The organism is Bradyrhizobium sp. 76, from assembly GCF_023073025.1.
GTDB lineage: Bacteria > Pseudomonadota > Alphaproteobacteria > Rhizobiales > Xanthobacteraceae > Bradyrhizobium.
This window is the reverse complement of the sequence record NZ_JADPIS010000015.1, coordinates 112,129-133,317: the sequence shown is the minus strand read 5'-3', so window position 1 is coordinate 133,317 and position 21,189 is coordinate 112,129. Positions and strand designations below refer to the sequence as shown.

Here is a 21,189-nt window from a genome sequence, read left to right as displayed (position 1 = left end):
TCACCCCAGCACCGTCTTGCCGTTCTTGATCACGGTGACGCCGCGCGACTTCACCTTGGCTTCGAACGAGATCACTCTGCCGTCCTTCCAGAGGTCCATGGTCACGGTCTCGCCGGGATAGACCGGCGAGGAGAACCGCGCGACGTGCTGGCGGAAGGCCGAGGCGTCGTAGTCGGCATAGGTCTGGAGCACGCCGCGGCAGGTGATGCCGTAGGTGCACATGCCGTGCAGGATCGGGCGCGGGAAGCCGGCCTTCTTCGCGAATTCGGGATCGGAGTGCAGCGGGTTGCGGTCGCCGCAGAGACGATAGACCAGCGCCTGGTCGGGACGCGTGACGATGTCGATGGTCGTGTCGGGTGCGCGCGACGGGATCTTGTGCGGATCCGGCTGGGTCAGGTCCGGCCCGCCAAAGCCGCCGTCGCCGCGGGCGAAACGTGAGGCGACCAGCGTTGCCAGCTTCTCGCCCTTCTCGTTCTTGAGCACGGTCTGGTGGCTGATGACGACGCCCTTGTCCTTGCCCTTGTCGTAGACTTCGACGACAGAGGAATCGGCGGTGATGTGCGCGGCGACCGGCAGCGGCTGGTGGAAGGTGATGTCGCGCTCGCCGTCGACCACCATCACGCGGTTGAGGTTCATCTCGCCCGGACCCGCGCCCCACGCCGCAACGGACGCGAAGGTCGGCACCACCTTGAGCGGCCGCGGTGTCAACGTGCCCTCATTGACAAAGGCAAGCTCGTTCTCGTCCATCGGATCGGCGCCGAGGCCGATACCGTAGGCATAGAGCATCACTTCGCGGTCGGTGTAGGAATATTTCTGGCCGAGGTTTTTGAGGCCTTTGAGTTCGTCGTATCTGGCTGACATTTTTGTTGTTTCCTCCCCGTGGTGTTCATCCTCATGGTGAGGAGGCGCTCTTGCGCCGTCTCGAACCATGAGGATGCCCGAAACGCTTTCTTTATTGTGGCCATCCTTCGAGACGCTTGCTTCGCAAGCTCCTCAGGATGAGGACCGCCCTAAGCCGGCGTGAAGAACGGCAGCGGTGCGCCATCGGTCGGCTTGAACACCACTTTCACCTTCTGGCCGATCTTCAACGTCGTCAAATCGCAATCGACGAAATTGGTCTGGAGCGACGGCCCCTCCTTCAGCGTGACGTAGCCGATCGCGTAAGGGCCTGTCGGCGACTTCCGCATCAAGCTGTAAGTGTAGATCGTGCCTTCGCCCGAAGACTCCTCCCACACCGTCTTGTCGGAGTAGCAGAACGGGCAGATCGCGCGCGGGAAGTAATGCGCTTCGCCGCAGGCGGTGCAGCGCTTGATCATGAACTTGCCCTGCTTGGCCGCGTCCCAGAACGCGGCTGTCTCGGGGTTGGTCACCGGGGCCGGATATTTCTTGACTTCGCTCATCACACGCGCTCCAGAATCGCAGTCGAGGCGGCGTGGCGAACACCCAAAAGCCCGCCGGTGCCGTGGGCGATGGCGAGATCGCAATTCTTAACCTGCACCTTCGGATGCGCCTCGCCGCGCAGCTGCCGCACGGCCTCGAGGATCTTGGTCATGCCCCCGCGGTTGACGGGATGGTTGCTGCAGAGGCCACCGCCATCGGTGTTGAACGGCAGCTTGCCGACGCCCGAGATCAGATTGCCGTCGGCGACGAACTTGCCGCCCTCGCCCTTCTTGCAGAAGCCGAGGTCTTCGAGCTGCATCAGCACCGTGATGGTGAAGCTGTCGTAGATCGAGGCGTATTTGATGTCCTTCGGCGTGATGCCGGCTTCCTCGAACGCACGCGGGCCCGACCAGATGCCGGCGGAGTATGTGAGGTCGAGATCCTTGCCGCCGCGCGGGCCCTTCATCGCCTCGCCGTGGCCGATCAGCTTGACCAGCGGCTTCTTCAGGCTTTTTGCGATCTCGGGTGTCGTCACGATCAGCGCGCCGCCCCCGTCGGAGACGACGCAGCAATCCATGCGATGCAAGGGATCGGAGATCATCGGCGAGTTCAGGACGTCCTCGACGGTGACGACGTCCTTGAGCATCGCATGCGGATTGTATTGCGCGTGGTGCGAGGCCGCGACCTTGATCCAGGCGAGCTGCTCGCTGGTGGTGCCATAGTCGTGCATGTGGCGCATGGCACACATGCCGTAGGCATTGTGCGTGGTCGCGCCGTAAGCCGTCTCGAAATCGGCCTCGGCGCCGGCCGCGCGCGGTGGCATCGCCCCGGTGCGCGGCTTGCCGGCCAGCGTGATCAGCGCGATCGAGCACTTGCCCGCGGCGATGGCTTCAGCGGCGTGGCCGAGATGGATGATGTAGGAGCAGCCGCCGGTCTCGGTTGAATCGACATGGCGGAGTTTCTTGGTGTTGAGGCCGAGATAATCGACCATCGGCCAGGCGCCGCCCGGGGCATCGCCCGCGCAGAAATAGCCGTCGACATCGTCCTTGCTGAGCCCGGCATCCTCGATCGCGCCCTTGGCGACCTCGGCATGGAGCTGCGCGGTGGATTTGTCCGGCGCGTGCCGGGTCGGGTGTTCGTAGATCCCGGCAATGTAGGCCTTGCCCTTGATGGTCAAATAAGGTCTCCGCTGGCGTTTCTCGCTTCCGTTTTTTTCTGAACCGCTGCCGCCCTGTTGGCAAGCGCGGAAATATTCCGCCGGGCGAGAGGGCAGCGGGTTCGCGCAAATCGCCGAGGTGCGGTCGGAACGCCTCTGCTTCCGGAATCGTCATTGCTAGCGCAGCGAAGCAATCCAGGAATCTTCTCCGCGGACGCATTTCTGGATTGCTTCGCTGCGCTCGCAATGACGGGGGCGACGGGCAGAACCCTAAAGGTGTTTTGCCCGACGCCACAAGCGGTTTCGTTTTATCGGAACACCCTTTTCTGCGAAAACAACCCCATGCACAGTAGACCGGTGGTTGATTTCAAACAGGAATTTGGTAGGTGGATCAGCGCCCCCACCCCACAAATTCTACTCCGCCGCGATCTGCCGCGGAGCCGGCGGCGGGTTCGCGAGGTCGGCGGCGAGCTGGGCGTAGCGGGCCTTGGCGTCCGCGACGGCCTTCTCCTTCACCGGGCCATAGCCGCGGATGCGGTCGGGCAACGACAGCAGCTCCACCGCGGTGTCGATCGTGAGCGGCGACAGCAGGCCGAGCACGGTGGCGACGTCCTTCTCGTAGCCGGCGATCAGATCGCGTTCGAGCTTGCGATCGGCGCTACGACCGAAGATGTCGAACGGCGTGCCGCGCAGGACCTTGAACTTCGCCAGCACGCGAAACACCGGAAGCATCCACGGGCCGAACGCGCGCTTCTTCGGGCGGCCGAGCGCATCGACGCCCCTGCTGAGAATAGGCGGGGCCAGGTTGAAGTTGAACTTGAAGTCGCCCTCGAACTGGTCGCGGAGCTGTTTTTCGAACGCGCCGTCGGTGTAAAGGCGTGCGACTTCGTATTCGTCCTTGTAGGCCAGCAGTTTTGCGTAGTTGACCGCAACGGCGCGTGTCAGCGCCTCGTCATAGCCGCCCTGCCTGGCGGCGTCGCTGACCTGGTCCACCAGCTTCCGGTAGCGCTTGGCCAGCCGGCCGTTCTGATAGGCCGTAAGATGCTTGGCGCGGTGCTCGATGAGTTCGTCGAGCGTCATCGCCTCCAGCGTCTTCGGTGCGACGACGTCGTCAGTCCCCTTCAGCATGTCTACCAGGCGCTGGGGGTCGGCGACCGCGAGCCGGCCGAGGCGGAAGGCTTCCTTGTTCATCTTGATCGAGACGCCGTTGACCTCGATCGCCTGCTCGATCGCTTCCGCCGACAACGGCAAGAGGCCCTTCTGATAGGCGTAGCCCATCATCATCATGTTGGTTGCGATGCTGTCGCCGAGCAGCTGCTCGGCCGGCTTGGTGAAGTCGAAGAACACCGAATCCTTGTGCAGCGCGGTTTCCAGCAACCCGTTCAGCTTGCGGGTCTGGAAGTTGAAATCGCGGTTGAGAACGAAGTCGGCCGTGGGAATGACGTGGCTGTTGATGATGCCGCGGGTGCGGCTGCTGTCGCAGAGCGAGATGGTGTCCTTGGCAACTGCGACCACCTCATCGGCTGCGAGCACCACATCGGCCGTGCCGGTGACGATGCGCGAGCAGGTCACCTCGGCCGGATGGTCCGACAGGCGGACGTGGCTCAGCACCGCCCCACCCTTTTGCGCCAGGCCCGACATGTCGAGGATCATCGAGGCCTTGCCCTCGATATGGGCGGCCATGCCCAGCAGCGCGCCGATGGTCAGCACGCCGGTCCCGCCGACGCCGCCGACCGCGATATTGTAGGGCTTGTCCAGGTTCGGGCGCGATGCCGGCTCAGGCAGCGCGCCGATATCGCCGACGCCCGCCGGCGCACGCTTGCGCATCTTGCCGCCGTCGACGGTGACGAAGGACGGGCAAAAGCCTTTGACGCAGGAATAATCCTTGTTGCAGGTCGATTGGTTGATGGCGCGCTTGCGGCCGAACTCGGTCTCCAGCGGCTCGACAGAAATGCAGTTCGACTGCACCGAGCAATCGCCGCAGCCTTCACACACCGCGGGATTGATGAGCACACGGCGCGCCGGATCCTCCATCGTGCCGCGCTTGCGGCGGCGGCGCTTCTCGGCGGCGCAAGTCTGCACGAACACGATCGCGGACGCACCCTTGACCTTGCGCAGCGTTTTCTGGACCGCGTCGAGCTCGTCACGATGCGCTGTCTTGACGCCGGGCGCGATCTCGTTCGCCGGATAGGTGTCGGGATTTTCGGAGACCAGATAGATCTCGCGGATGCCTTCGCTGTGAAGCTGGAAGGTGATCTGCTGCGGCGACAATTCGCCGTCGACATGCTGGCCGCCGGTCATCGCGGTCGCGTCGTTATAGAGGATCTTGTAGGTGATGTTGGCGCCTGAGGCGATCGCCTGGCGGATCGCGAGGCTGCCGGAGTGGAAATACGTGCCGTCGCCGAGATTGGCGAACACGTGCTCTTCCTTGGTGAAGGGAGCAACGCCGACCCACGGCACGCCCTCGCCGCCCATGTGGGTGAAGGTCTCGGTGGAGCGGTCCATCCACAGTGCCATGAAGTGGCAACCGATGCCGGCAAAGGCGCGACTGCCTTCGGGCACCTTGGTCGATGTGTTGTGCGGGCAGCCCGAGCAGAAATACGGGGTGCGGGCGACAGGCGCGGTCGCCTGCATTTGCGACGCCTGGCGGCCGTTGAACCAATCGGCCTTGGCGCGCAGCATCGTTGCAATTTCGGGATTGAAATCAAGTCGAAGCAGCCGCTCGGTGAGCGAGCTGGCCAGCGAGGCGACGCTGAGTTCTTCGGCAAAGGGGAGGAAGCGCTTGTCGTGGTCGTCCATCTTGCCGATGATCCGGGGACGGACGTCGTCGCGCCAGTTGAACAGCTCCTGCTTCACTTGATTTTCGACGATCTCACGGCGCTCTTCGATGATGAATATTTCCTCGAGGCCCACGGCGAATTGCCGGACGCCTTCCGGCTCCAGAGGCCAGGGCATACCGATCTTGTACAATCGAAGTCCGATCTTGGCGGCGACCTCGGGTGTGATACCGAGCTCGCGCAGCGCCTGCCGGATATCCTCGTAGCTCTTGCCGGACGCCATGATGCCGTAGCGCGCATTCGGCGAGTCCATGGTGATGCGATTGACCTTGTTGGCGCGCGCAAAAGCGATCGCGGCAAAGCCCTTGTAGTCCTGCAAGCGGCGGTCCTGGGCGAAGCGGTCGTCGGGCCAGCGCAGATTGAGGCCGCCTTCGGGCATCTCGAAATCGGTCGGGATCACGAACGGCGTCATCTCGTCGGTGAGATCGATCTCGGCGGTGGTCTCCACGGTCTCCGTGATCACCTTCATGCCGACCCAGCAGCCCGAGTAGCGCGACATCGCGATACCGAGAAGACCCATCTCGATCATCTCGTGGACGCTCGAGGGGTAGAGATAGGGCATCAGCGCCGACATGAACGCGTGGTCGGACTGATGCGGGACCGTCGAGGATTTTGCGCCGTGGTCGTCGCCGGCGAGACACAAGACGCCGCCGTTTTTAGCGGAGCCCGCGGCATTGCCGTGGCGGAAGACGTCGCCGCAGCGATCGACGCCGGGCCCCTTGCCGTACCAGATGCCGACCACGCCATCATACTTGGCGCCGGGCGAGAGGTTGAGCTGCTGCGAGCCCCAGACCGCGGTCGCGGCCAGGTCCTCGTTCACGCCGGGCTGGAACTTGATATTGTACTGCTCGAGATGTTTTCGCGCGGCGAACAGCTGCTGGTCATAGCCGCCGAGCGGTGAGCCGCGATAGCCGGATATGAAGCCGGCGGTGTTCAACCCCGCCGCACGGTCGCGCCGGATTTGGGCCATCGGCAGCCGGACAAGGGCCTGAATGCCCGTCGTGAAAATATGTCCGGTGTCCTGGGTGTATTTCTGATCGAGACTGATCGGACCCTGGTTGATGCCCATTATGTCCTCTTCCGCCCTTTTGAGCGCTTGGCTGCTTAAGCCGTTGCCTGCCCGTTGTTTTTAGCTAGGGCGCGCCGACCATTTCCGCCACTCTATGTCGGATATTTCACGCTCCGCATCACAATTCTGGACCAAAGGCAGCGCCGGGGAAAAATCGCAATTTCGTGGCTGCATTGGCATCCGCGATTTTCATTTTGTGTCACCATACCCCCGCCGTCGCGCAACGAATTGACGCCTGGTCATCCGGGACGGCGTCGATGGGGCGCAGGAGAGGCTTTCGATGCGGACGATTCTGGCTGGCCTGGCTCTCGTGGCTCTGGCGTTGTGCAGTGCGGTTGCGAACGCGGCCGTCGCTGCCGAGCCGTCACCGGAGCTGATCGCCACTGGCAAGGCGCTGGTGGAAGCCGGCGACTGTGCCGGCTGCCACACCGCCGATCCCGCCAAACCGTTCGCGGGCGGAAAGCGCATCGACACGCCGTTCGGCGCGATCTACGCGCCGAACCTGACGCCGGACCGCGACACCGGCATCGGCGCCTGGACCGACGCCGACTTCACCCGCGCCGTGCGCACCGGCGTCGCGCCCGATGGCTCCAACTATTACCCGGCGTTTCCCTACCCCTATTTCACGCGGATGACGAAGGACGACACGCTGGCGATCCGGGCCTATCTCGGAACGCTCGCGGCCGTCACGAGCCGCAACAAGTCGCCGGAACTGCGCTGGCCGTTTAGCTATCGCGGCCTGATGCGGATCTGGAACATTGTGTATTTCAAGCCGGGCCTGTTCGAGCCGGACCAGAGCCAGAGCGCGGCGTGGAATCGGGGCGGCTATCTCGTCACCGGGCTCGGTCATTGCGGCGCCTGCCATACGCCGAAGAACTATTTCGGCGCGGACAAGCAGGCGCAGGCCCTCGCGGGCAACGAGGTCGGCGGCTGGTACGCGCCACGGCTCGATGGCGCCGCCCGCACGGGGCTGAAATCGTGGAGCGTCGAGGACGTCACCGAATATCTTCAGAGCGGGCGCAACGCCAGGAGCCATGCCAGCGGGCTGATGGCGGAGGTGGTCGTCAACTCGACCTCGAAGATGAGCGATGCCGACGTGCGCGCAATCGCGGTTTACCTGAAGAACCTGCCGCCAGCGCGGCGTGAGACGATCGTGACGCCGCCTGATGATGCCGAGATGAAGGCCGGCCAGGCCATCTACGCCAAGCTCTGCATCGCCTGCCATGAGGCCGACGGCACAGGCGCACCGCGCATCTATCCGCCGCTGCCCGCCAACGCGCTGCTGCAATCGGTCAATCCGTCCTCGACCTTGCGCATCATCCTCGACGGCGCCCACACCGTGACGACCCCGCGCGCTCCTAACACCGGGGAGATGCCGGCCTATTCCAACCGGCTCTCCGACGAAGAGGTCGCAGCAGTGACGAACTACATCCGCAATTCCTGGGGCAATGCCGCGCCGCTGGTGACGCCGGCGCAGGTGGCGAGGGCGCGGAAGCAGGAGCCGTAGCTCAAGGCTCCCGCTCCTCCTCCGTGAACACGAATTTCGGCATCTCCCATTTGTAGCGCACCGCCAGCAGGCGAAAGCTGATGCCGAGGACGAACGTCAAAATGGTCCAGAGCTCGGCGTTCAGCTTGAGACCGAACGCGGTGGCATAGAACAGTCCCGTCACCACCGAGACGCTGGCATAGAGTTCGGAGCGGAACAGCAGCGGCACATCGTTGCAGAGCACGTCGCGCAACACGCCGCCGGCGCAACCGGTTACCATGCCGGAGACGATGACGATCGGCAGCGTGGCATCCATCTGCCAGGCGATGTCGCAGCCGGTCATGGTGAAGACGACGAGGCCGATGGCATCGAGCACGATGAAGGCCAGTTTCAGCCGGTGCACCAGGCGAGCCATCAGGATGGTGAGGAAGGCGGCGCCTCCGGCCAGTGCGAGGTAGATAGGGTTCTGCACCCAGGCCAGCGGATAATGCCCCAGGAAGAGATCGCGCAAAGTGCCGCCGCCGAGCGCCGTGATGCAGCCGAGGAAGCAGACGCCGAGCCAATCCATGCTGCGGCGGCCGGCTGCGAGCGCAGCGGTCATGCCTTGCGCCGCGACCGCAACCAGCGACAACAGATGCAGCACGCTATCGCTCGGCGGCAAGCTCCACATCGCGTTGTTCCCTTCCGTCAGCGGAGCTTACGCTTCAGGTTCCCCAGCGAACAGGTTCCGATTCCCGCCGCGGGCGCAACATGCGACGAAAGCATTAAGAGGGGCGGAACAGAATCTCGCATCCACGGGTTGTCCCGCCGCAATAATCGAGGAGAACCAATCGATGGCTGACGACCGTTTTATCAACGATCCGTACCGCCCGAATCTCGCCGATGATGAGTATCGCAATGCGGCGCGACGGGATGCCCAGCTTCAGGTCGACCCGGAGCTTGGCGAAGGCCCCGCCTCCAGCGGCAAAGTAGCCCTGTTCGCAGTGGCAATCGCCTTGGTGCTGGGTGCCGTATTCTACGGCCTGAACAACACCGGCACCAGCAACCAGGCCAGCACCACGCCGGCGACGCAGACCGCTCAGCAGGCACCGGCGACCAATCCGGCCGCACCTCCCGGCATGCGCGACGTGACGCCGCGCACCAACACCGGGCCGGGCGTGACCACGGGCGCCGCACCGAGCAAGCCGGCCCCGGATACGCCGGCACCGGCTGACGGCGCGAAGTAACGAATTGCAACAATATGCGACAGCGGCGGGACTCACATCCCGCCGCTTTCGTTTGTCTTAGCTGAACATCTTGTTGACCTCGCCGCCGGGATAGCCGCTCGCGAGTTCCGCGAAGGTCCCCTTCTCCGCCATTTCCTTCGCGGCCCGCATGAAGCCGCCCCAGGCGGCGCGAGCGAGTGAACCGCCGACGCTGATCCGGCGCACGCCAAGATCGGCAGCTTCCTGCAATGACAGCCCGGAGCCGCCGATCAACAGGTTGAACGGTTTGGGTGCGACAGCCTTCACCACCGCGGCGATGTCCTCGCGGCTCTTGAGGCCCGGCGCGTAAAGGCAATCGGCGCCGGCATCGGCGTAAGCGGTGAGCCGGTCGATGACGAGCTTGAGGTCGGTCACGCCCCAAAGGTAGGCCTCGCAGCGGCCGACCAGGAGCACGCCGCTATCGCCGATCGCCTTGCGCGACGCCTTGATGCGCTCGACTGCGAGCGCGCGCTCGTAGATCGGCTTGTCCTTGTCGCCGGTGGAATCCTCGATCGACAGGCCGGCAACGCCGGTGCGCACACAGCGCTCGACATTATCCGCGACCTTGTCCGGCTCGACCGCAAAGCCGCCCTCGAAATCCGCGTTCACCGGGATATCGACGGACGTGCTCAATGCCGCCAGGTGCTGACAGACGTCCTCGACGGAGACGTGGTTGTCGGCCTTGCCGATGGTCCAGGCAAAGCCCGCACTCGACGACGCGAGTGCCTTGAAACCGAGATGCTGCAACGCCTTCGCGCTGCCGACGTCGACCGGATTGGGCAGGATGAAGCAGCCGCTCTCGTGCAGCTTCCTGAAGGTCGCGCGCTTGTCAGCAGTTGTCACGTGCATGTTTCTCTCCCTTGTTGGCCGCGCAGAGATGGGGACGTGCCGCCGCGCGCGCTAGTGCGCGTCGTGCACCGCGCGGCTGTCCTTTGGCGCCTGCTCGCGATCATTCATGCTGTAGTCGCGGATGACGCTGGCGATACGCAGATGATAATCGGCGAAGATTTTTGCGCGGCCCTTGGCCTGGGTGCGGCGGTGCTCCATCGTGTTGCGCCAGGCCTGCACGGCCGCCTCGTCCCGCCAGAACGACACCGACAAGATCTTGCCCTTGTCGGTCAGGCTCTCGAAACGCTCGACCGAGATGAAGCCGTCGATGGTTTGCAGGATCGGCTTGAGGTCGGCCGCGAGGTCGAAATAATCCTGGCGGTGTTCCGGCTTCGGCCAGACCTCGAAGATCACGGCGATCATGGGCATCTCTCCTGTCGTTGATGGCCTACGATACCACTTACAAAACCACTTGGCGCAGAAACGTGCGCTCTTCCGCGAGGATGAATTTGTGCTCCTCGGCGAAGTGGAAGTTCGCCATGCCTTCCGTATCCTGACGCAGCCGGGCGCGATAGGCCTCATACGCAGCCAGACTCTCGAAGGTGATCAGCGCAAACGCGATATTGTTGGTGCCCTCGTGCGGCATGAAATAGCCGATCAGATCGCCGCCGCATTTCGGGATGATGGTGAGCCAGCGCTTCGAATACTCCTCGAACTGCGCGCGTTTGAAGGGATCGAGCTGGTAGCGGATGAAGGCGGTGATGGACATGATGGGCTCCTCTGGTTCCACACCGTCATTGCGAGTGCAGCGAAGCGATCCAGGAATCCCTCTGCAGAGGCAGCCTGGATTGTTTCGTCGCCAGTGCAAAATTGCTTCGCAATTTTGTCACGGGCTCCTCGCAATGACGAGCAACCCCACGCTACGCGCTTGCCCCACCGTAATGCTTCGGCTACCATCGAAGCATGAAATCAGGTCCAGACATCGCCATGATCGCTTCGCTCGTCGGCGATCCCGCACGCGCCAACATGCTCACGGCGCTGATGAACGGCCGCGCGCTCACCGCGAGCGAGCTGGCGCAGGAGGCCGGCATCACGCCGCAGACCGCGAGCTCGCATCTTTCCAAGCTCGAGGCCGGCGGCCTGATCGAGCCGGAGAAGCAAGGCCGCCACCGCTACTACCGCCTCACCGACGACGACGTCGCCGGCGTGCTGGAAGGCCTTGCGGGCCTCGCCGCACGGACCGGCCATATGCGCGTGCGCACCGGGCCGAAGGATCCGGCGCTGCGGCGCGCGCGGATCTGCTACGATCATCTCGCCGGCGATCTCGGGGTGCAGATGCTCGACACCCTGCGCGCGCAAAACCTGGTCAGGCAGAAGAAGCAGGAGATCGAGCTGACGGCGGAGGGCGAGCGCTTCCTGGCGAAGCATTTGCAGATCTCGCCCGACATGCTCACTCATCCGCGCCGGCCGGTCTGCAAGGCCTGCCTCGACTGGAGCGAGCGGCGCCACCATCTCGCCGGCACGCTCGGCGCCGCGATGATGCAGCGTTTCGCCGAGCTGAAATGGGCTGCACGCGACGCCACGCCCGGCAGCCGTGTGGTGAATTTTACGCGCACCGGCGAGAAGCAGTTTGCCGCGTTGTTCGGTGACGGGCGGGACTAAACACAACTCCGTGTGAACGACGTCTCTCGCTTGACCCGGCCATCCACGTGTTTATGGCCACGGTTGTCACACACAGAGACCCCCATGATCCGCTTCGCTTCGGCCGCGCTCGTCGCCGTCCTCATCGCCTCTCCGCTCACCTCCACCCACGCCGCCGACACCGTCCCGCGCGAACCTTACGGCATCGCGCTCGAAGGCTTTGCCTATCCTTACCCCGTGCACCTGCTGCCTGTTGTCAATGACGGCGAGCAGCTCAGCATGGCCTATATGGATGTGCCGCCTGCGCAGCCAAACGGCCGCACCGTGGTGCTGCTGCACGGGCGCAATTTCCCGTCGAGCTACTGGGCGCCTGTTATCAAGATGCTGAGCGAGGCCGGCTTCCGCGTCGTGGTGCCGGACCAGATCGGCTTCGGCAAATCCTCCAAGCCGACGGGCGAATTGCATTTCGACACGCTGGCGCGCAACACCATCGCACTGCTCGATCACCTCAAGATCGACAAGGCCGAGATCGTCGCCCATTCGCTCGGCGGCATGCTGGGCGTCCGCATCGCCCGCGCCTTTCCCGACCGCGTCGCCCACCTTGTTCTGACGGCCCCGATCGGGCTGGAAGACTACCGCCTCTATGTGCCGCCGACTCCGACCGAGAAGATCATCGAGACCGAGGACAAGCTCACGGCTGATGGCTATCGCAAGCAGCTCCAGACCAATTATGCCATCAAGCTGCCGCCGGACGCGATCACGCCGTTCATCGACGCCCGCTTCAATATCAAGGGCAGCCCTGATTATTCGCGCTGGCTGCGCGCCTTCGTCAGTTCCGGCCAGATGATCTATCGCGAGCCGGTGGCGCACGAGATCGCACTGATCACCGAGCCGACGCTGTTCATCATGGGCGCCGACGACCACAACGCACCGGGCCGACCGAACGCGCCCGAGGCGCTGCGCGCGAAAATGGGAGAGAACGCCGAGCTGGCGAAGGCACTCGCGGCGAAGATGCCGAATGCGCGAGCCGAGGTGATCCCGGACACCGGCCATCTCGTCTTCCTGGAGGCGCCTGAGAAGTACAAGGATCTGGTGCTGGGTTTTCTCGGCCGGTAGCGTCATTGCTGTCGTCCGGAGCCGCGTGCGGGGAATGTTCATGCCGCATTCAGGTCATGATTGGCAGATTTGGCTGGCGTCGTTTCGGCATGTTGCGATTTTAACGTGTCGAATCGTGTCTTTTGATTCATGGTGCGCCGAAAGCGCCGAGCCCTCCTAAAACCTGGCCCAATCCTACCCCCAAGGACGAGAAGGAAGATCAAATGAAATACCTGTTTGCCGCCGTGATGCTTGCCAGCGCGGTCGTTGGTTTCAGCGAGGCGGCCAGCGCCGCCGGCGGTTGCGGCCCCGGCTGGTATCGCGGCGCCTATGGCGGCTGCCGCCCGATGCGCGGCCCGGTCGTTGTCCGCCCGGGTCCGATCGTGGTCGCGCCGGCCCCTGTCGTCGTCGTGCCGCGCGCGCGCGTGTGCCCCTACGGCTTCCGCTGGTACGCCGGCCGCTGCCGCCCGTTCTGATCTCGTTTTTCGCATAGCGAAATGGCCGCGCGGCGAAAGCCTGCGCGGCGATTTTCTTTTGAGCGCCTGACGCCGCACCCGGATGTTTCGAATCAGAACGGGGACCGCGATCGCGGTCCCCGTTCAAGCCTCGCTTAGCGCGACGCTTACCAATGGCGGCGGTGCCAGCGTCGGCGATGCCAGCCCCAGTGACGGCGGCGCCAACCCCAATGACGGTGGTGCCCGTGCCAGTGCACCTGCTCCGGCTTCAACTGCGCGGCTTCATCGCTGCTCGTGACTGCGGGATGAGCGTCGGGATTGCCTTGCGGCTTGCTGGGATCACCGAGCGGCTGCGGCGCCAGCGGCGCGGCCTGTGCGGCCGTCGTGAACGCGGCAGCTCCGGCCGCGATACCGATTGCAAATTTCAAAAAGTTCCGGCGCTCCATGACTTCTGTCCTCTTGGATGGTCGTGCCCAGTGATGCAGAGGAAGTGTCGCGGTGACGACATGAACCGAAGCTGAATCGCGCGTTCAGCTTCGTTGCGCAGGTGACAGGAGAACTCGCAGCGCAGTAGCGCGGTGCTCTATTTCCCGAACTCCTGCGCCAGCACCAGCAACTCGCGCGTGCGCGTCACGTCGGGCCAATCGCGGTTGAAATCAGCCACGAGCTGCGTCAGCGCATCGCCCTTCAGCATGGCCTGCAGCGCAGCCTCGCTCTCGAACTGATACATCGCCTGATGCAGGGAGGGATCGTCGAGGCTCCAGAACCGCCAGGCCTTAGCCACACCGAACACCTTCACCGCGTCGGGCAGATGTTCCGTCTCGTACCATCTGTCGAAGGCGGCGCGCTTGCCGGCATCGGGGACGGTGGCGCGGACGACGAAGAAGGCTGACGGCATCGGATTTTCCTCCTGTTGTTTGGGGTGAGACTAGCCGATGACGTCGGCGACGACAAAAAAAGGACGGCACCGGTGTCGGAACGCGCATCGCTCGCCCGTCCTATGCCCGAACAGCAGACGGAGACACCACATGCCCGACCTCACGCTCACCACCTTCGACTGGGTTCCCCCGCCCCCGCGCGGTTTCGTGCGCGACCTTCGGGTGCGCTGGGCGCTCGAAGAGGCCGCATTGCCCTATCGCGTCGCGAGCGCGCCGTTCGACCGGCGCGGCGCCGAGCATCTTGCGCACCAGCCGTTCGGGCAGGTGCCGTGGCTGACCGACGGCGATCTCTCGATCTTCGAGAGCGGCGCGATCCTGCTGCATCTCGGCGGCCTCAGCGCAAAGCTGATGCCATCAGATCCGCGCGGCCGCAACGAGGCCACGGAATGGCTGTTCGCCGCACTCAATTCGGTGGAGATGGCGAGCCTGCCCTGGACGATGTCGAAGTTCATGGGCCATCCGAGCGATACGGCCGCGTGGAAATTCGTCGACGACTTCCTAAAACTCCGCCTCAAGCACATGGAGGCGGTGCTGGCCAACCGCGAATGGCTGGCAGGCACGTTCTCCGTCGCCGACATCCTGATGTCAGACGTGCTGCGCGTCGTCGATCAGTTCGAAGGGCTCGCGGACAGTCCCGCCAGCCGCGCCTACGTCGCGCGCGCCACCGCCCGCCCGGCTTTCGCCAAGGCCCACGCCGACCAGATGGCGCATTTCGCTGCGGCGGACGCGACCCGCTGACGCCGCGCCGGCGTGAGGTGTGACGTGCCTCACATAATGAATCCGGCGATGGCCGTAGGGTCACGGCCATCAAATCAACCCTGCGGAAGGTGACACATGGCCCGCATCGCATATCTCAGAGACCAGCTTGCCCGCGCCGAACGGCTGGCAAAGGCGATCCTCGACCGCCAAACCGCGGAGCAGCTTCAGGCGTTCGCAGCCGAATGCCGCGAGGAGTTGCAGGTGCTGTCGCGCAGGGCTGCGGCGTAAGGCTGCTCGGTTACACGAGCTTCATCGGCGTATCGGCGACCACGCGAAGGTCGATGCGGCTGATCAGTTGAGACCGAAGCGCCTCCGCATCACCGATCGCGCTCTCCGTCTGCCGCAACGTGCTGACGTTCGAGCCAAGCGAGACAATTCCGCCGAGCACCAGAGCGATCGAGCCGAGCGCGGCGGTCTGGCCCATCCCGAGCAAGCCGAGGATCGTGATCAGCAACAGCGCAGCGCCGCCGCCGATGGCGAGCTTTGATGCCAGGATGTACTTCCGGCATCGCTCGGCGATCTCGGCCAAAGCCTCGATACGCGCTTCGATGTCGGATATCTCGTCGGTCGGATCGCTGTCGGTCATTGGATTTGGATCGAGGATGCCAACTCAGAAGCAGAATCGGTAGCCCGCATGAGCGAAGCGACATGCGGGACTTGGATAGAAAACCCGGACGTCGCTACGCTCATCCGGGCTACGCCTCGCGCTCACAACGGCAAATTGTCGTGCTTCTTCGCCGGCGTTTCCACCTTCTTGTCCTTCAGCATCGACAGCGCCCGCGCGATCCGCTTCCGCGTCGAGTGCGGCATGATGACGTCGTCGATGTAGCCGCGCTCGGCCGCGATGAAGGGCGACAGGAAGCGGTCTTCGTATTCCTTGGTACGCGCGGCGATCTTGTCGGGGTCGCCGATGTCGGCGCGGAAGATGATTTCGACCGCGCCCTTGGCGCCCATCACCGCGATCTGGGCGGTCGGCCAGGCATAGTTCATGTCGGCACCGATCTCCTTGGAGGCCATGACGTCGAAGGCGCCGCCATAGGCCTTGCGGGTGATGATGGTGACCAGCGGCACGGTGCACTGCGAGTACGCGAACAAGAGCTTGGCGCCATGCTTGATCAGGCCGCCATATTCCTGCGCGGTGCCCGGCAGGAAGCCCGGCACGTCGACGAAGGTGACGATCGGGATATTGAAGGCATCGCAGAAACGAACGAAGCGCGCCGCCTTTCGCGAGGCGTCCGAGTCGAGCACGCCGGCCAGCACCATCGGCTGGTTGGCGACGAAGCCGACGGTGCGGCCCGCGATGCGGCCGAAGCCGGTGACGATGTTCTTGGCAAAGGCATCCGCGATCTCGAAGAAGTCGCCCTCGTCCACGACCTTCAGGATCAGCTCCTTCATGTCGTAGGGCTTGTTCGGATTGTCGGGGATCAGCGTGTCGAGCGACATGTCGACCCGGCCGATGTCGTCGAAACTCGGCCATTCCGGCACGCCGTCCGTGTTGTTGGATGGCAGGAAGTCGATCAGGCGCCGCATCTGCAACAGCGTCTCGACGTCGTTCTCGAAGGCGCCGTCGGCGATCGAGGAGCGCGTGGCGTGCACCGAGGCGCCGCCGAGCTCTTCCGCCGTGACGACCTCGTTGGTGACGGTCTTCACCACGTCCGGGCCGGTGACAAACATGTAGCTGGTGTTCTTCACCATGAAGATGAAGTCGGTCATCGCCGGCGAATAGACGTCGCCGCCGGCGCAGGGGCCCATGATGACGGAGATCTGCGGGATCACGCCGGAGGCAAGCACGTTGCGACGGAACACGTAGGAATAGCCGGCGAGCGCCGCGACGCCCTCCTGGATGCGGGCGCCACCGGCGTCATAAAGGCCGATGATGGGCGCCCGCGCCTTCATCGCCATGTCCTGGAGCTTTGTGATCTTCAGCGCGTGCGTTTCCGACAGCGATCCGCCGAACACGGTGAAGTCCTTGGCGAAGACAAACGTCTTGCGGCCGTTGACGGTGCCCCAGCCGGTGACGACGCCGTCGCCGGGCACCTTGTTCTTCTCCATGCCGAACTCGGTGGAGCGGTGCTCGACGAACATGTCGAATTCCTCGAACGATCCCTTGTCGAGCAAGAGCTCGATGCGCTCGCGCGCGGTCAGCTTGCCGCGGGCGTGCTGCGCCTCGATGCGCTTCTCGCCGCCGCCGAGCTTTGCGCCGGCGCGACGGTCTTCAAGGGCGTCCAGGATATTCTTCATTTGCTCCCGCCAGTTCTTAGCCTAAATGCGATTGCCGGGGGTTCTAACACGGCATTTTGCGGGCCGGGAAGCGGCTTTCGGTCCCGCAGGGCTGCCTTGCCGCAGCGGGAAAGCGCAAGGAATTTCAAAGTTTTACCTGGGAGACGAGCATGACCGAAGGAGCGGCCGAGACCGGCGCGGCGACGGGGCGGCGTCAACATCCTGCTGCGGCTGGAGGGCCTGACCCTGTTTGTGGGGATGGTGATGCTCTACTGGGCCTGGGACGGCTCATGGCTGGTGTTCGCACTGCTGTTCTTCGTCCCCGATCTCAGCTTCCTGGCATACCTGTCGGACGCCAAACTCGGCGCGATGGTCTACAACGCCGCCCACAGCTACATGGCGCCAGTCGCGCTGCTGACGCTCGGCTTCGGCCTCGCCTCGCCGCTCACCCTGTCCATCGCCTTGATCTGGCTCGCCCATATCGGCATCGACCGGGCGCTGGGCTATGGCCTGAAATATTCGGCCGGGTTCGGCTTCACCCATCTCGGCCGGATCGGCCGGCAGAAGGATACCTGACGCAGTTGCAAATCTGGCCCTGCCCGGTTGACCGGGCGCGGCGATTCAGGCTTGCTCCAGGCTTGCGATCAGGCGCCGAATGTTGCGTGAGCTCAGTCGGTACGGCGGCGGTCATCATTTCCGGCTGCAAGCATCACCTCATGTCCGCGACGGTCGTTCCACTGCCGCCGAACCCATCGTCCGAAACCACCGACTTCCTGCGGCGCATGGCCAGCATGGTGTCGGGGCGGAACGGCGAGATGCTGTTGCGCGCGGCCGCGCTGATCGAGTCGCTGACGCAACGGGCGATGTCGGCGGAACGCCTCTATCACCGGGAGCACGAAGAGAACACGCGCAACAGCGAGCTGCGCGAGGCCGGTGAAATGGCGTCCGACGCCATGGTCAAGCAAATTGACGCGCTGCGCAGCCAGCTTGCCGAGGTCACCGCGGCCGCGGCGGCCAAGCGCGCGGCATTCGATGCCGAGCGCGGCAACCTGCTCGGCCTGATGCAGCAGGCCGAGAGCCATATCGGCCAGCTCACAAGCGAGCTGGAGACGCTGCACGCCTCGGTCGACAGCTTCAACGAGACCGCAATCTCCGTGCCGATCGAGGTGCTGCGGCTGGCGCGCACCCAGTTCGATTTCCTCTCCGCCGGCTTTGCCCGCAAGGGCGACGTCATCTCGCAGGCGATGAGCGAGATTGGCGGTTTTGCGATCGACCAGGCGCTGACGGTGAAGAAGGCCGATCCCGCCTGAGGCGAACCGCCGGCTTGCGTCAATTTGACAGCGCGCAGGCCTGTTGTTCTACTCACTGAAAATCACGGGGGAGGATCCGATGCCGACGGCATTCCGCGTCGCCATGGCGCTCTGCATTTCAACGCTGTTCGTCGGCATGGGCGCCAATGCACAATCGCTTCCCAGGGAAGTCGCCACCCGCGCCGAGATCTACCCGATCCCCTCGCTCACCCTCTCCGACCAGCAATTCCTCAGCGGTGATGCTGCGGCCGGAAAGCCGGTGACGGTCGCCGGCGAACTGCGCGTCGCGCAAGGCAGCGGAAAACTCCCCGTCGTGGTGCTGATGCACGGCTCGAGCGGCGTCGGCGCCACCACCGAGGCCTGGGTGCACGCGTTCAACGCCATGGGCATCTCGACTTTCGTGATCGACGGCTTTACCGGCCGCGGGCTGACGGTGGTGGGGCCGAACCAGGCCCTGCTCGGCCGGCTCAACCTCGTCATCGACATCTACCGCTCGCTGGAGATCCTCGCAAAACATCCCCGCGTCGATCCTGATCGCATCGTGCTGATGGGCTTCTCACGCGGCGGACAGGCGACGCTCTATGCGAGCCTCAACCGCTTCCACAAGCTCTGGAACAAGTCCGGCATCCAGTTCGCCGCCTACATTCCCTTCTATCCCGACTGCTCCACGACCTATCAGAACGACACGGACATCGCCGCGCGCCCGATCCGCATTTTCCACGGCACGCCCGACGACTACAATCCCGTCAAGAGCTGCAAGGCTTTCGTCGAGCGACTCAAGACGGCCGGCCGCGACGTGGTGCTGACCGAATACCCGGACAGCGCGCACGGCTTCGACAGTGGGCTGCTCGGCGTCAGTACCGTCGCCGTGTCCGCGGGTGCGCAGACGGTGCGCAACTGCCAGATCCGCGAAGGCGACGGCGGCGTGCTGATGAACGCCGATACGAAAGCGCCGTTCACCTACCAGGACGCTTGCGTCGAGCTCAATCCGCATGTCGGCGGCAATCCAACGACTGCTGCCGAGTCGCGCAAGGCCCTGGTGGAGTTTTTGCAGGCGCTGTTCAAGTTGGGTTAGCGCTGGGAAGCAGCTCGGCCTTGGGAGCCGGCGTCGGCGCCCCATACTCCGTCATTGCGAGCGAAGCGAAGCAATCCAGAATCTCGCCGCGGAGGCAATCTGGATTGCGTCGTCGCAAGGGCTCCTCGCAATGACGGAGGCTACGGCTCGCCTGGCTTGAACGGCTCCTGCTTGTCCGGCGGCACGGTCTCCTCCGCCATTGCCAGCAGCATCGCGACCATCACGTAATTGCCGGCGACTGCGGTGAGGTCGACAATCTGCTGGTCGTTGAAGACCTTCTTCGCGCGCGCATAGGTTTCGTCGCCGATCTTCTTCGTCGTGGTGAGCTCGGCGACGAAGTCGTACACGACGGCCTCGTCCTCGGCCATGTTCGCAGGCCGCTTATTCGCCTTGAGCTCCGCGATGATCTCGGGCGACAGACCCGCCTTCGCCGCGAGCGGCGCATGGGCGTACCACTCCACCTGGGAACGCCATTGCCGCCCGATGATCAGGATCGCGAACTCGTTGAGTTTTGTCGGGACCGAGGTCTCCCAGCGCAGATAGTGGAACAGGTCGAACAGGCGCTGGCCGAGCACCGGGCTGCGGATCATCGGATTGTAGGGACCGCCGATGCCGACGCTCGAGACCTTCATGATCTGCTCGCCGAGCGGCTTCTGCTTGGCGTCGAGCTGTTCCATGGTGAGCTGCGGAAAGCGCGGCTCCTTGCTGGTGGCGGGCGCTGCAAACATCGTGGCGGCGAGCCAGCCGCCCGCCGCGGCGAGTGTGAGCGACGACAGCCAGAGTGGCGTTGAGTTCATTTTGTCCTCCCGGTTTTCTTGACCGGGGGATGCTAGTCGAGCAACGCCAGCGTGATAGCGCTAGATCGCGCCGATCTCGGCAAGGCAGGCTTGCGTCAGGGGCATGCGCTCGCCGACCAGACGCGGCTCCTTGCAGTCCATATTGAGCGCGAACACGGTGTGCGCTTCGCCCTTCTCGGCCCAGCCCACCATCCAGCCCAGCGACGGCTCGCCGCGCTCGGCGCCAAGCAGCCCGGACTTGGCGCGAATGACGCTATCGCCGACCTTGGTCACCGGCAGGATGTCAGCGACGAGATCCTGACTGCGCTTCGAAATCGGCAGCGCGCGGCGGCGCAGCCTGTCGACGAAATCGACCTGCTCGACCGGATCGATGCGCAAGGCGCCGGTGAGCCAGAACTGGTCGATGCCGCCGCCGATGTCGCGATTGCCGTAGTCGAACAGATCGACATACTTCTGCATGCGCTCTTGTCCGATCCGGCGTGCGATCTCCTGATAGACCGGCACCGCGCTGACGAAAATCGCGCTGCGCAGCGTGTGGTCCTTGTTCCAGGCCTCGATCGGACGCTTCACGCCATCCCAAGGAAATACGTCCTTGTCGGGGTCAGTGACGACGCCAGTTTCGAGCGCGATCAGCGAGTTCGGAATCTTGAAGGTCGAAGCCGGCAGCTTCGCCTCGCCCGAACGCTCCTTGTCGCTGGCAACGACCAGATAGTCCTCGACCTTGTAGCCGACGAACGTCCCGGCCGTGCCGAGGTCGGTGAAGCGCTTTGCGAGGCTGTCACGGATCTCGTTGCGCGGCGGCGCGACATGGGCGAATGCACGCGCTGGTAAAGCGGCAGCTGCGGCGAGAAGGCCGAGGGTGGAACGGCGGGTGAGCACTGGCGATGTCCGTTACGCGA

At 64.2% G+C, this 21,189-nt stretch carries 23 protein-coding genes and 1 pseudogene; 10 read left to right on the top strand and 14 right to left on the bottom strand.

Annotation, left to right across the window (positions count from 1 at the left end; all coding sequences use genetic code 11):
- From IVB48_RS01415 to IVB48_RS01400, 4 genes are all read right to left on the bottom strand, one after another.
- On the bottom strand, positions 1–861 hold the full coding sequence (locus IVB48_RS01415; RefSeq protein WP_247396725.1) for a MaoC family dehydratase: 861 nt from the start codon (positions 859–861) through the stop codon (positions 1–3).
- A gap of 149 nt (positions 862–1,010) precedes the next feature.
- Positions 1,011–1,400, bottom strand: a complete 390-nt coding sequence (locus IVB48_RS01410; protein ID WP_247396722.1) for an OB-fold domain-containing protein — start codon at positions 1,398–1,400, stop codon at positions 1,011–1,013.
- Entirely contained in the window at positions 1,400–2,557 is a 1,158-nt protein-coding gene (locus IVB48_RS01405) for a thiolase domain-containing protein (RefSeq protein WP_085360843.1), read from the bottom strand. The genes IVB48_RS01410 and IVB48_RS01405 overlap by 1 nt, the downstream gene beginning before the upstream one ends.
- Before the next feature lie 393 nt (positions 2,558–2,950).
- Positions 2,951–6,442 (bottom strand): indolepyruvate ferredoxin oxidoreductase family protein, encoded by a 3,492-nt coding sequence (locus tag IVB48_RS01400; protein ID WP_247396718.1) that lies wholly within the window; start codon positions 6,440–6,442, stop codon positions 2,951–2,953.
- A 280-nt stretch (positions 6,443–6,722) separates the two neighbouring features.
- On the opposite strand from IVB48_RS01400, the gene IVB48_RS01395 reads away from it, so the two are divergent.
- Positions 6,723–7,949, top strand: coding sequence for a c-type cytochrome (locus IVB48_RS01395; protein ID WP_247396716.1), 1,227 nt, complete (start codon positions 6,723–6,725; stop codon positions 7,947–7,949).
- Between the two features lies 1 nt (position 7,950).
- Here IVB48_RS01395 and IVB48_RS01390 read toward each other — a convergent pair whose 3' ends face one another.
- Positions 7,951–8,598, bottom strand: coding sequence for a trimeric intracellular cation channel family protein (locus IVB48_RS01390; RefSeq protein ID WP_247396712.1), 648 nt, complete (start codon positions 8,596–8,598; stop codon positions 7,951–7,953).
- A 163-nt stretch (positions 8,599–8,761) separates the two neighbouring features.
- Between IVB48_RS01390 and IVB48_RS01385 the strand changes: the two genes are divergently transcribed.
- Positions 8,762–9,154: a hypothetical protein gene (locus IVB48_RS01385; protein WP_027567464.1), complete on the top strand. Its 393-nt coding sequence runs from the start codon at positions 8,762–8,764 to the stop codon at positions 9,152–9,154.
- Between the two features lie 57 nt (positions 9,155–9,211).
- Here the strand turns inward: IVB48_RS01385 and IVB48_RS01380 are convergent, their stop codons facing one another.
- From IVB48_RS01380 to IVB48_RS01370, 3 genes are read right to left on the bottom strand one after another with little or no spacing between them, the layout of a single operon-like run.
- Complete coding sequence (locus IVB48_RS01380; RefSeq protein WP_247396711.1) at positions 9,212–10,021, bottom strand: isocitrate lyase/phosphoenolpyruvate mutase family protein; 810 nt, start codon at positions 10,019–10,021, stop codon at positions 9,212–9,214.
- A 51-nt stretch (positions 10,022–10,072) separates the two neighbouring features.
- Positions 10,073–10,423 carry an antibiotic biosynthesis monooxygenase gene (locus IVB48_RS01375; RefSeq protein WP_007603077.1) on the bottom strand — a complete coding sequence of 117 codons (351 nt, stop codon included), beginning with the start codon at positions 10,421–10,423 and terminating at the stop codon, positions 10,073–10,075.
- Positions 10,424–10,460: 37 nt separating this feature from the next.
- Entirely contained in the window at positions 10,461–10,769 is a 309-nt protein-coding gene (locus tag IVB48_RS01370) for an NIPSNAP family protein (protein ID WP_247396703.1), read from the bottom strand.
- Between the two features lie 194 nt (positions 10,770–10,963).
- Between IVB48_RS01370 and IVB48_RS01365 the strand changes: the two genes are divergently transcribed.
- From IVB48_RS01365 to IVB48_RS01355, 3 genes are all read left to right on the top strand, one after another.
- Positions 10,964–11,662: a winged helix-turn-helix domain-containing protein gene (locus IVB48_RS01365; protein WP_211399403.1), complete on the top strand. Its 699-nt coding sequence runs from the start codon at positions 10,964–10,966 to the stop codon at positions 11,660–11,662.
- A gap of 84 nt (positions 11,663–11,746) precedes the next feature.
- Positions 11,747–12,757, top strand: coding sequence for an alpha/beta hydrolase (locus IVB48_RS01360; protein ID WP_276576823.1), 1,011 nt, complete (start codon positions 11,747–11,749; stop codon positions 12,755–12,757).
- A gap of 203 nt (positions 12,758–12,960) precedes the next feature.
- The gene (locus IVB48_RS01355; protein WP_007603074.1) at positions 12,961–13,212 is read left to right on the top strand and encodes a hypothetical protein; all 252 of its coding nucleotides are present in this window, start codon (positions 12,961–12,963) and stop codon (positions 13,210–13,212) included.
- 146 nt (positions 13,213–13,358) lie between these two features.
- On the opposite strand, the gene IVB48_RS01350 is transcribed toward IVB48_RS01355, so the two are convergent.
- Complete coding sequence (locus tag IVB48_RS01350) at positions 13,359–13,637, bottom strand: twin-arginine translocation signal domain-containing protein (RefSeq protein WP_247396701.1); 279 nt, start codon at positions 13,635–13,637, stop codon at positions 13,359–13,361.
- A 137-nt stretch (positions 13,638–13,774) separates the two neighbouring features.
- The gene (locus tag IVB48_RS01345; RefSeq protein WP_247396689.1) at positions 13,775–14,089 is read right to left on the bottom strand and encodes a hypothetical protein; all 315 of its coding nucleotides are present in this window, start codon (positions 14,087–14,089) and stop codon (positions 13,775–13,777) included.
- Positions 14,090–14,219: 130 nt separating this feature from the next.
- Between IVB48_RS01345 and IVB48_RS01340 the strand changes: the two genes are divergently transcribed.
- Both IVB48_RS01340 and IVB48_RS01335 read left to right on the top strand, forming a co-directional pair.
- Positions 14,220–14,867 carry a glutathione S-transferase family protein gene (locus IVB48_RS01340; RefSeq protein WP_247361884.1) on the top strand — a complete coding sequence of 216 codons (648 nt, stop codon included), beginning with the start codon at positions 14,220–14,222 and terminating at the stop codon, positions 14,865–14,867.
- Positions 14,868–14,963: 96 nt separating this feature from the next.
- On the top strand, positions 14,964–15,116 hold the full coding sequence (locus tag IVB48_RS01335; protein ID WP_018456483.1) for a hypothetical protein: 153 nt from the start codon (positions 14,964–14,966) through the stop codon (positions 15,114–15,116).
- Positions 15,117–15,126: 10 nt separating this feature from the next.
- Here IVB48_RS01335 and IVB48_RS01330 read toward each other — a convergent pair whose 3' ends face one another.
- Together IVB48_RS01330 and IVB48_RS01325 are read right to left on the bottom strand one after the other, a co-directional pair.
- On the bottom strand, positions 15,127–15,474 hold the full coding sequence (locus IVB48_RS01330; RefSeq protein WP_027567472.1) for a hypothetical protein: 348 nt from the start codon (positions 15,472–15,474) through the stop codon (positions 15,127–15,129).
- 122 nt (positions 15,475–15,596) lie between these two features.
- On the bottom strand, positions 15,597–17,129 hold the full coding sequence (locus IVB48_RS01325; protein ID WP_007603066.1) for an acyl-CoA carboxylase subunit beta: 1,533 nt from the start codon (positions 17,127–17,129) through the stop codon (positions 15,597–15,599).
- Between the two features lie 149 nt (positions 17,130–17,278).
- Here IVB48_RS01325 and IVB48_RS01320 point away from each other — a divergent pair.
- The 3 genes and pseudogenes from IVB48_RS01320 (at position 17,279) to IVB48_RS01310 (ending at position 19,493) form a co-directional block, all read left to right on the top strand.
- Positions 17,279–17,684, top strand: a pseudogene (locus IVB48_RS01320) (DUF4260 domain-containing protein).
- A 140-nt stretch (positions 17,685–17,824) separates the two neighbouring features.
- Complete coding sequence (locus IVB48_RS01315; protein ID WP_247398105.1) at positions 17,825–18,418, top strand: hypothetical protein; 594 nt, start codon at positions 17,825–17,827, stop codon at positions 18,416–18,418.
- Between the two features lie 79 nt (positions 18,419–18,497).
- Entirely contained in the window at positions 18,498–19,493 is a 996-nt protein-coding gene (locus tag IVB48_RS01310; protein ID WP_247396686.1) for a dienelactone hydrolase family protein, read from the top strand.
- A gap of 140 nt (positions 19,494–19,633) precedes the next feature.
- On the opposite strand, the gene IVB48_RS01305 is transcribed toward IVB48_RS01310, so the two are convergent.
- A complete protein-coding gene (locus IVB48_RS01305) occupies positions 19,634–20,290 on the bottom strand; it encodes a carboxymuconolactone decarboxylase family protein (protein ID WP_247396681.1) in 657 nt (218 codons plus the stop codon).
- Between the two features lie 60 nt (positions 20,291–20,350).
- A complete protein-coding gene (locus tag IVB48_RS01300) occupies positions 20,351–21,169 on the bottom strand; it encodes a penicillin-binding transpeptidase domain-containing protein (protein ID WP_247396677.1) in 819 nt (272 codons plus the stop codon).
- Positions 21,170–21,189: the final 20 nt, after the last annotated feature.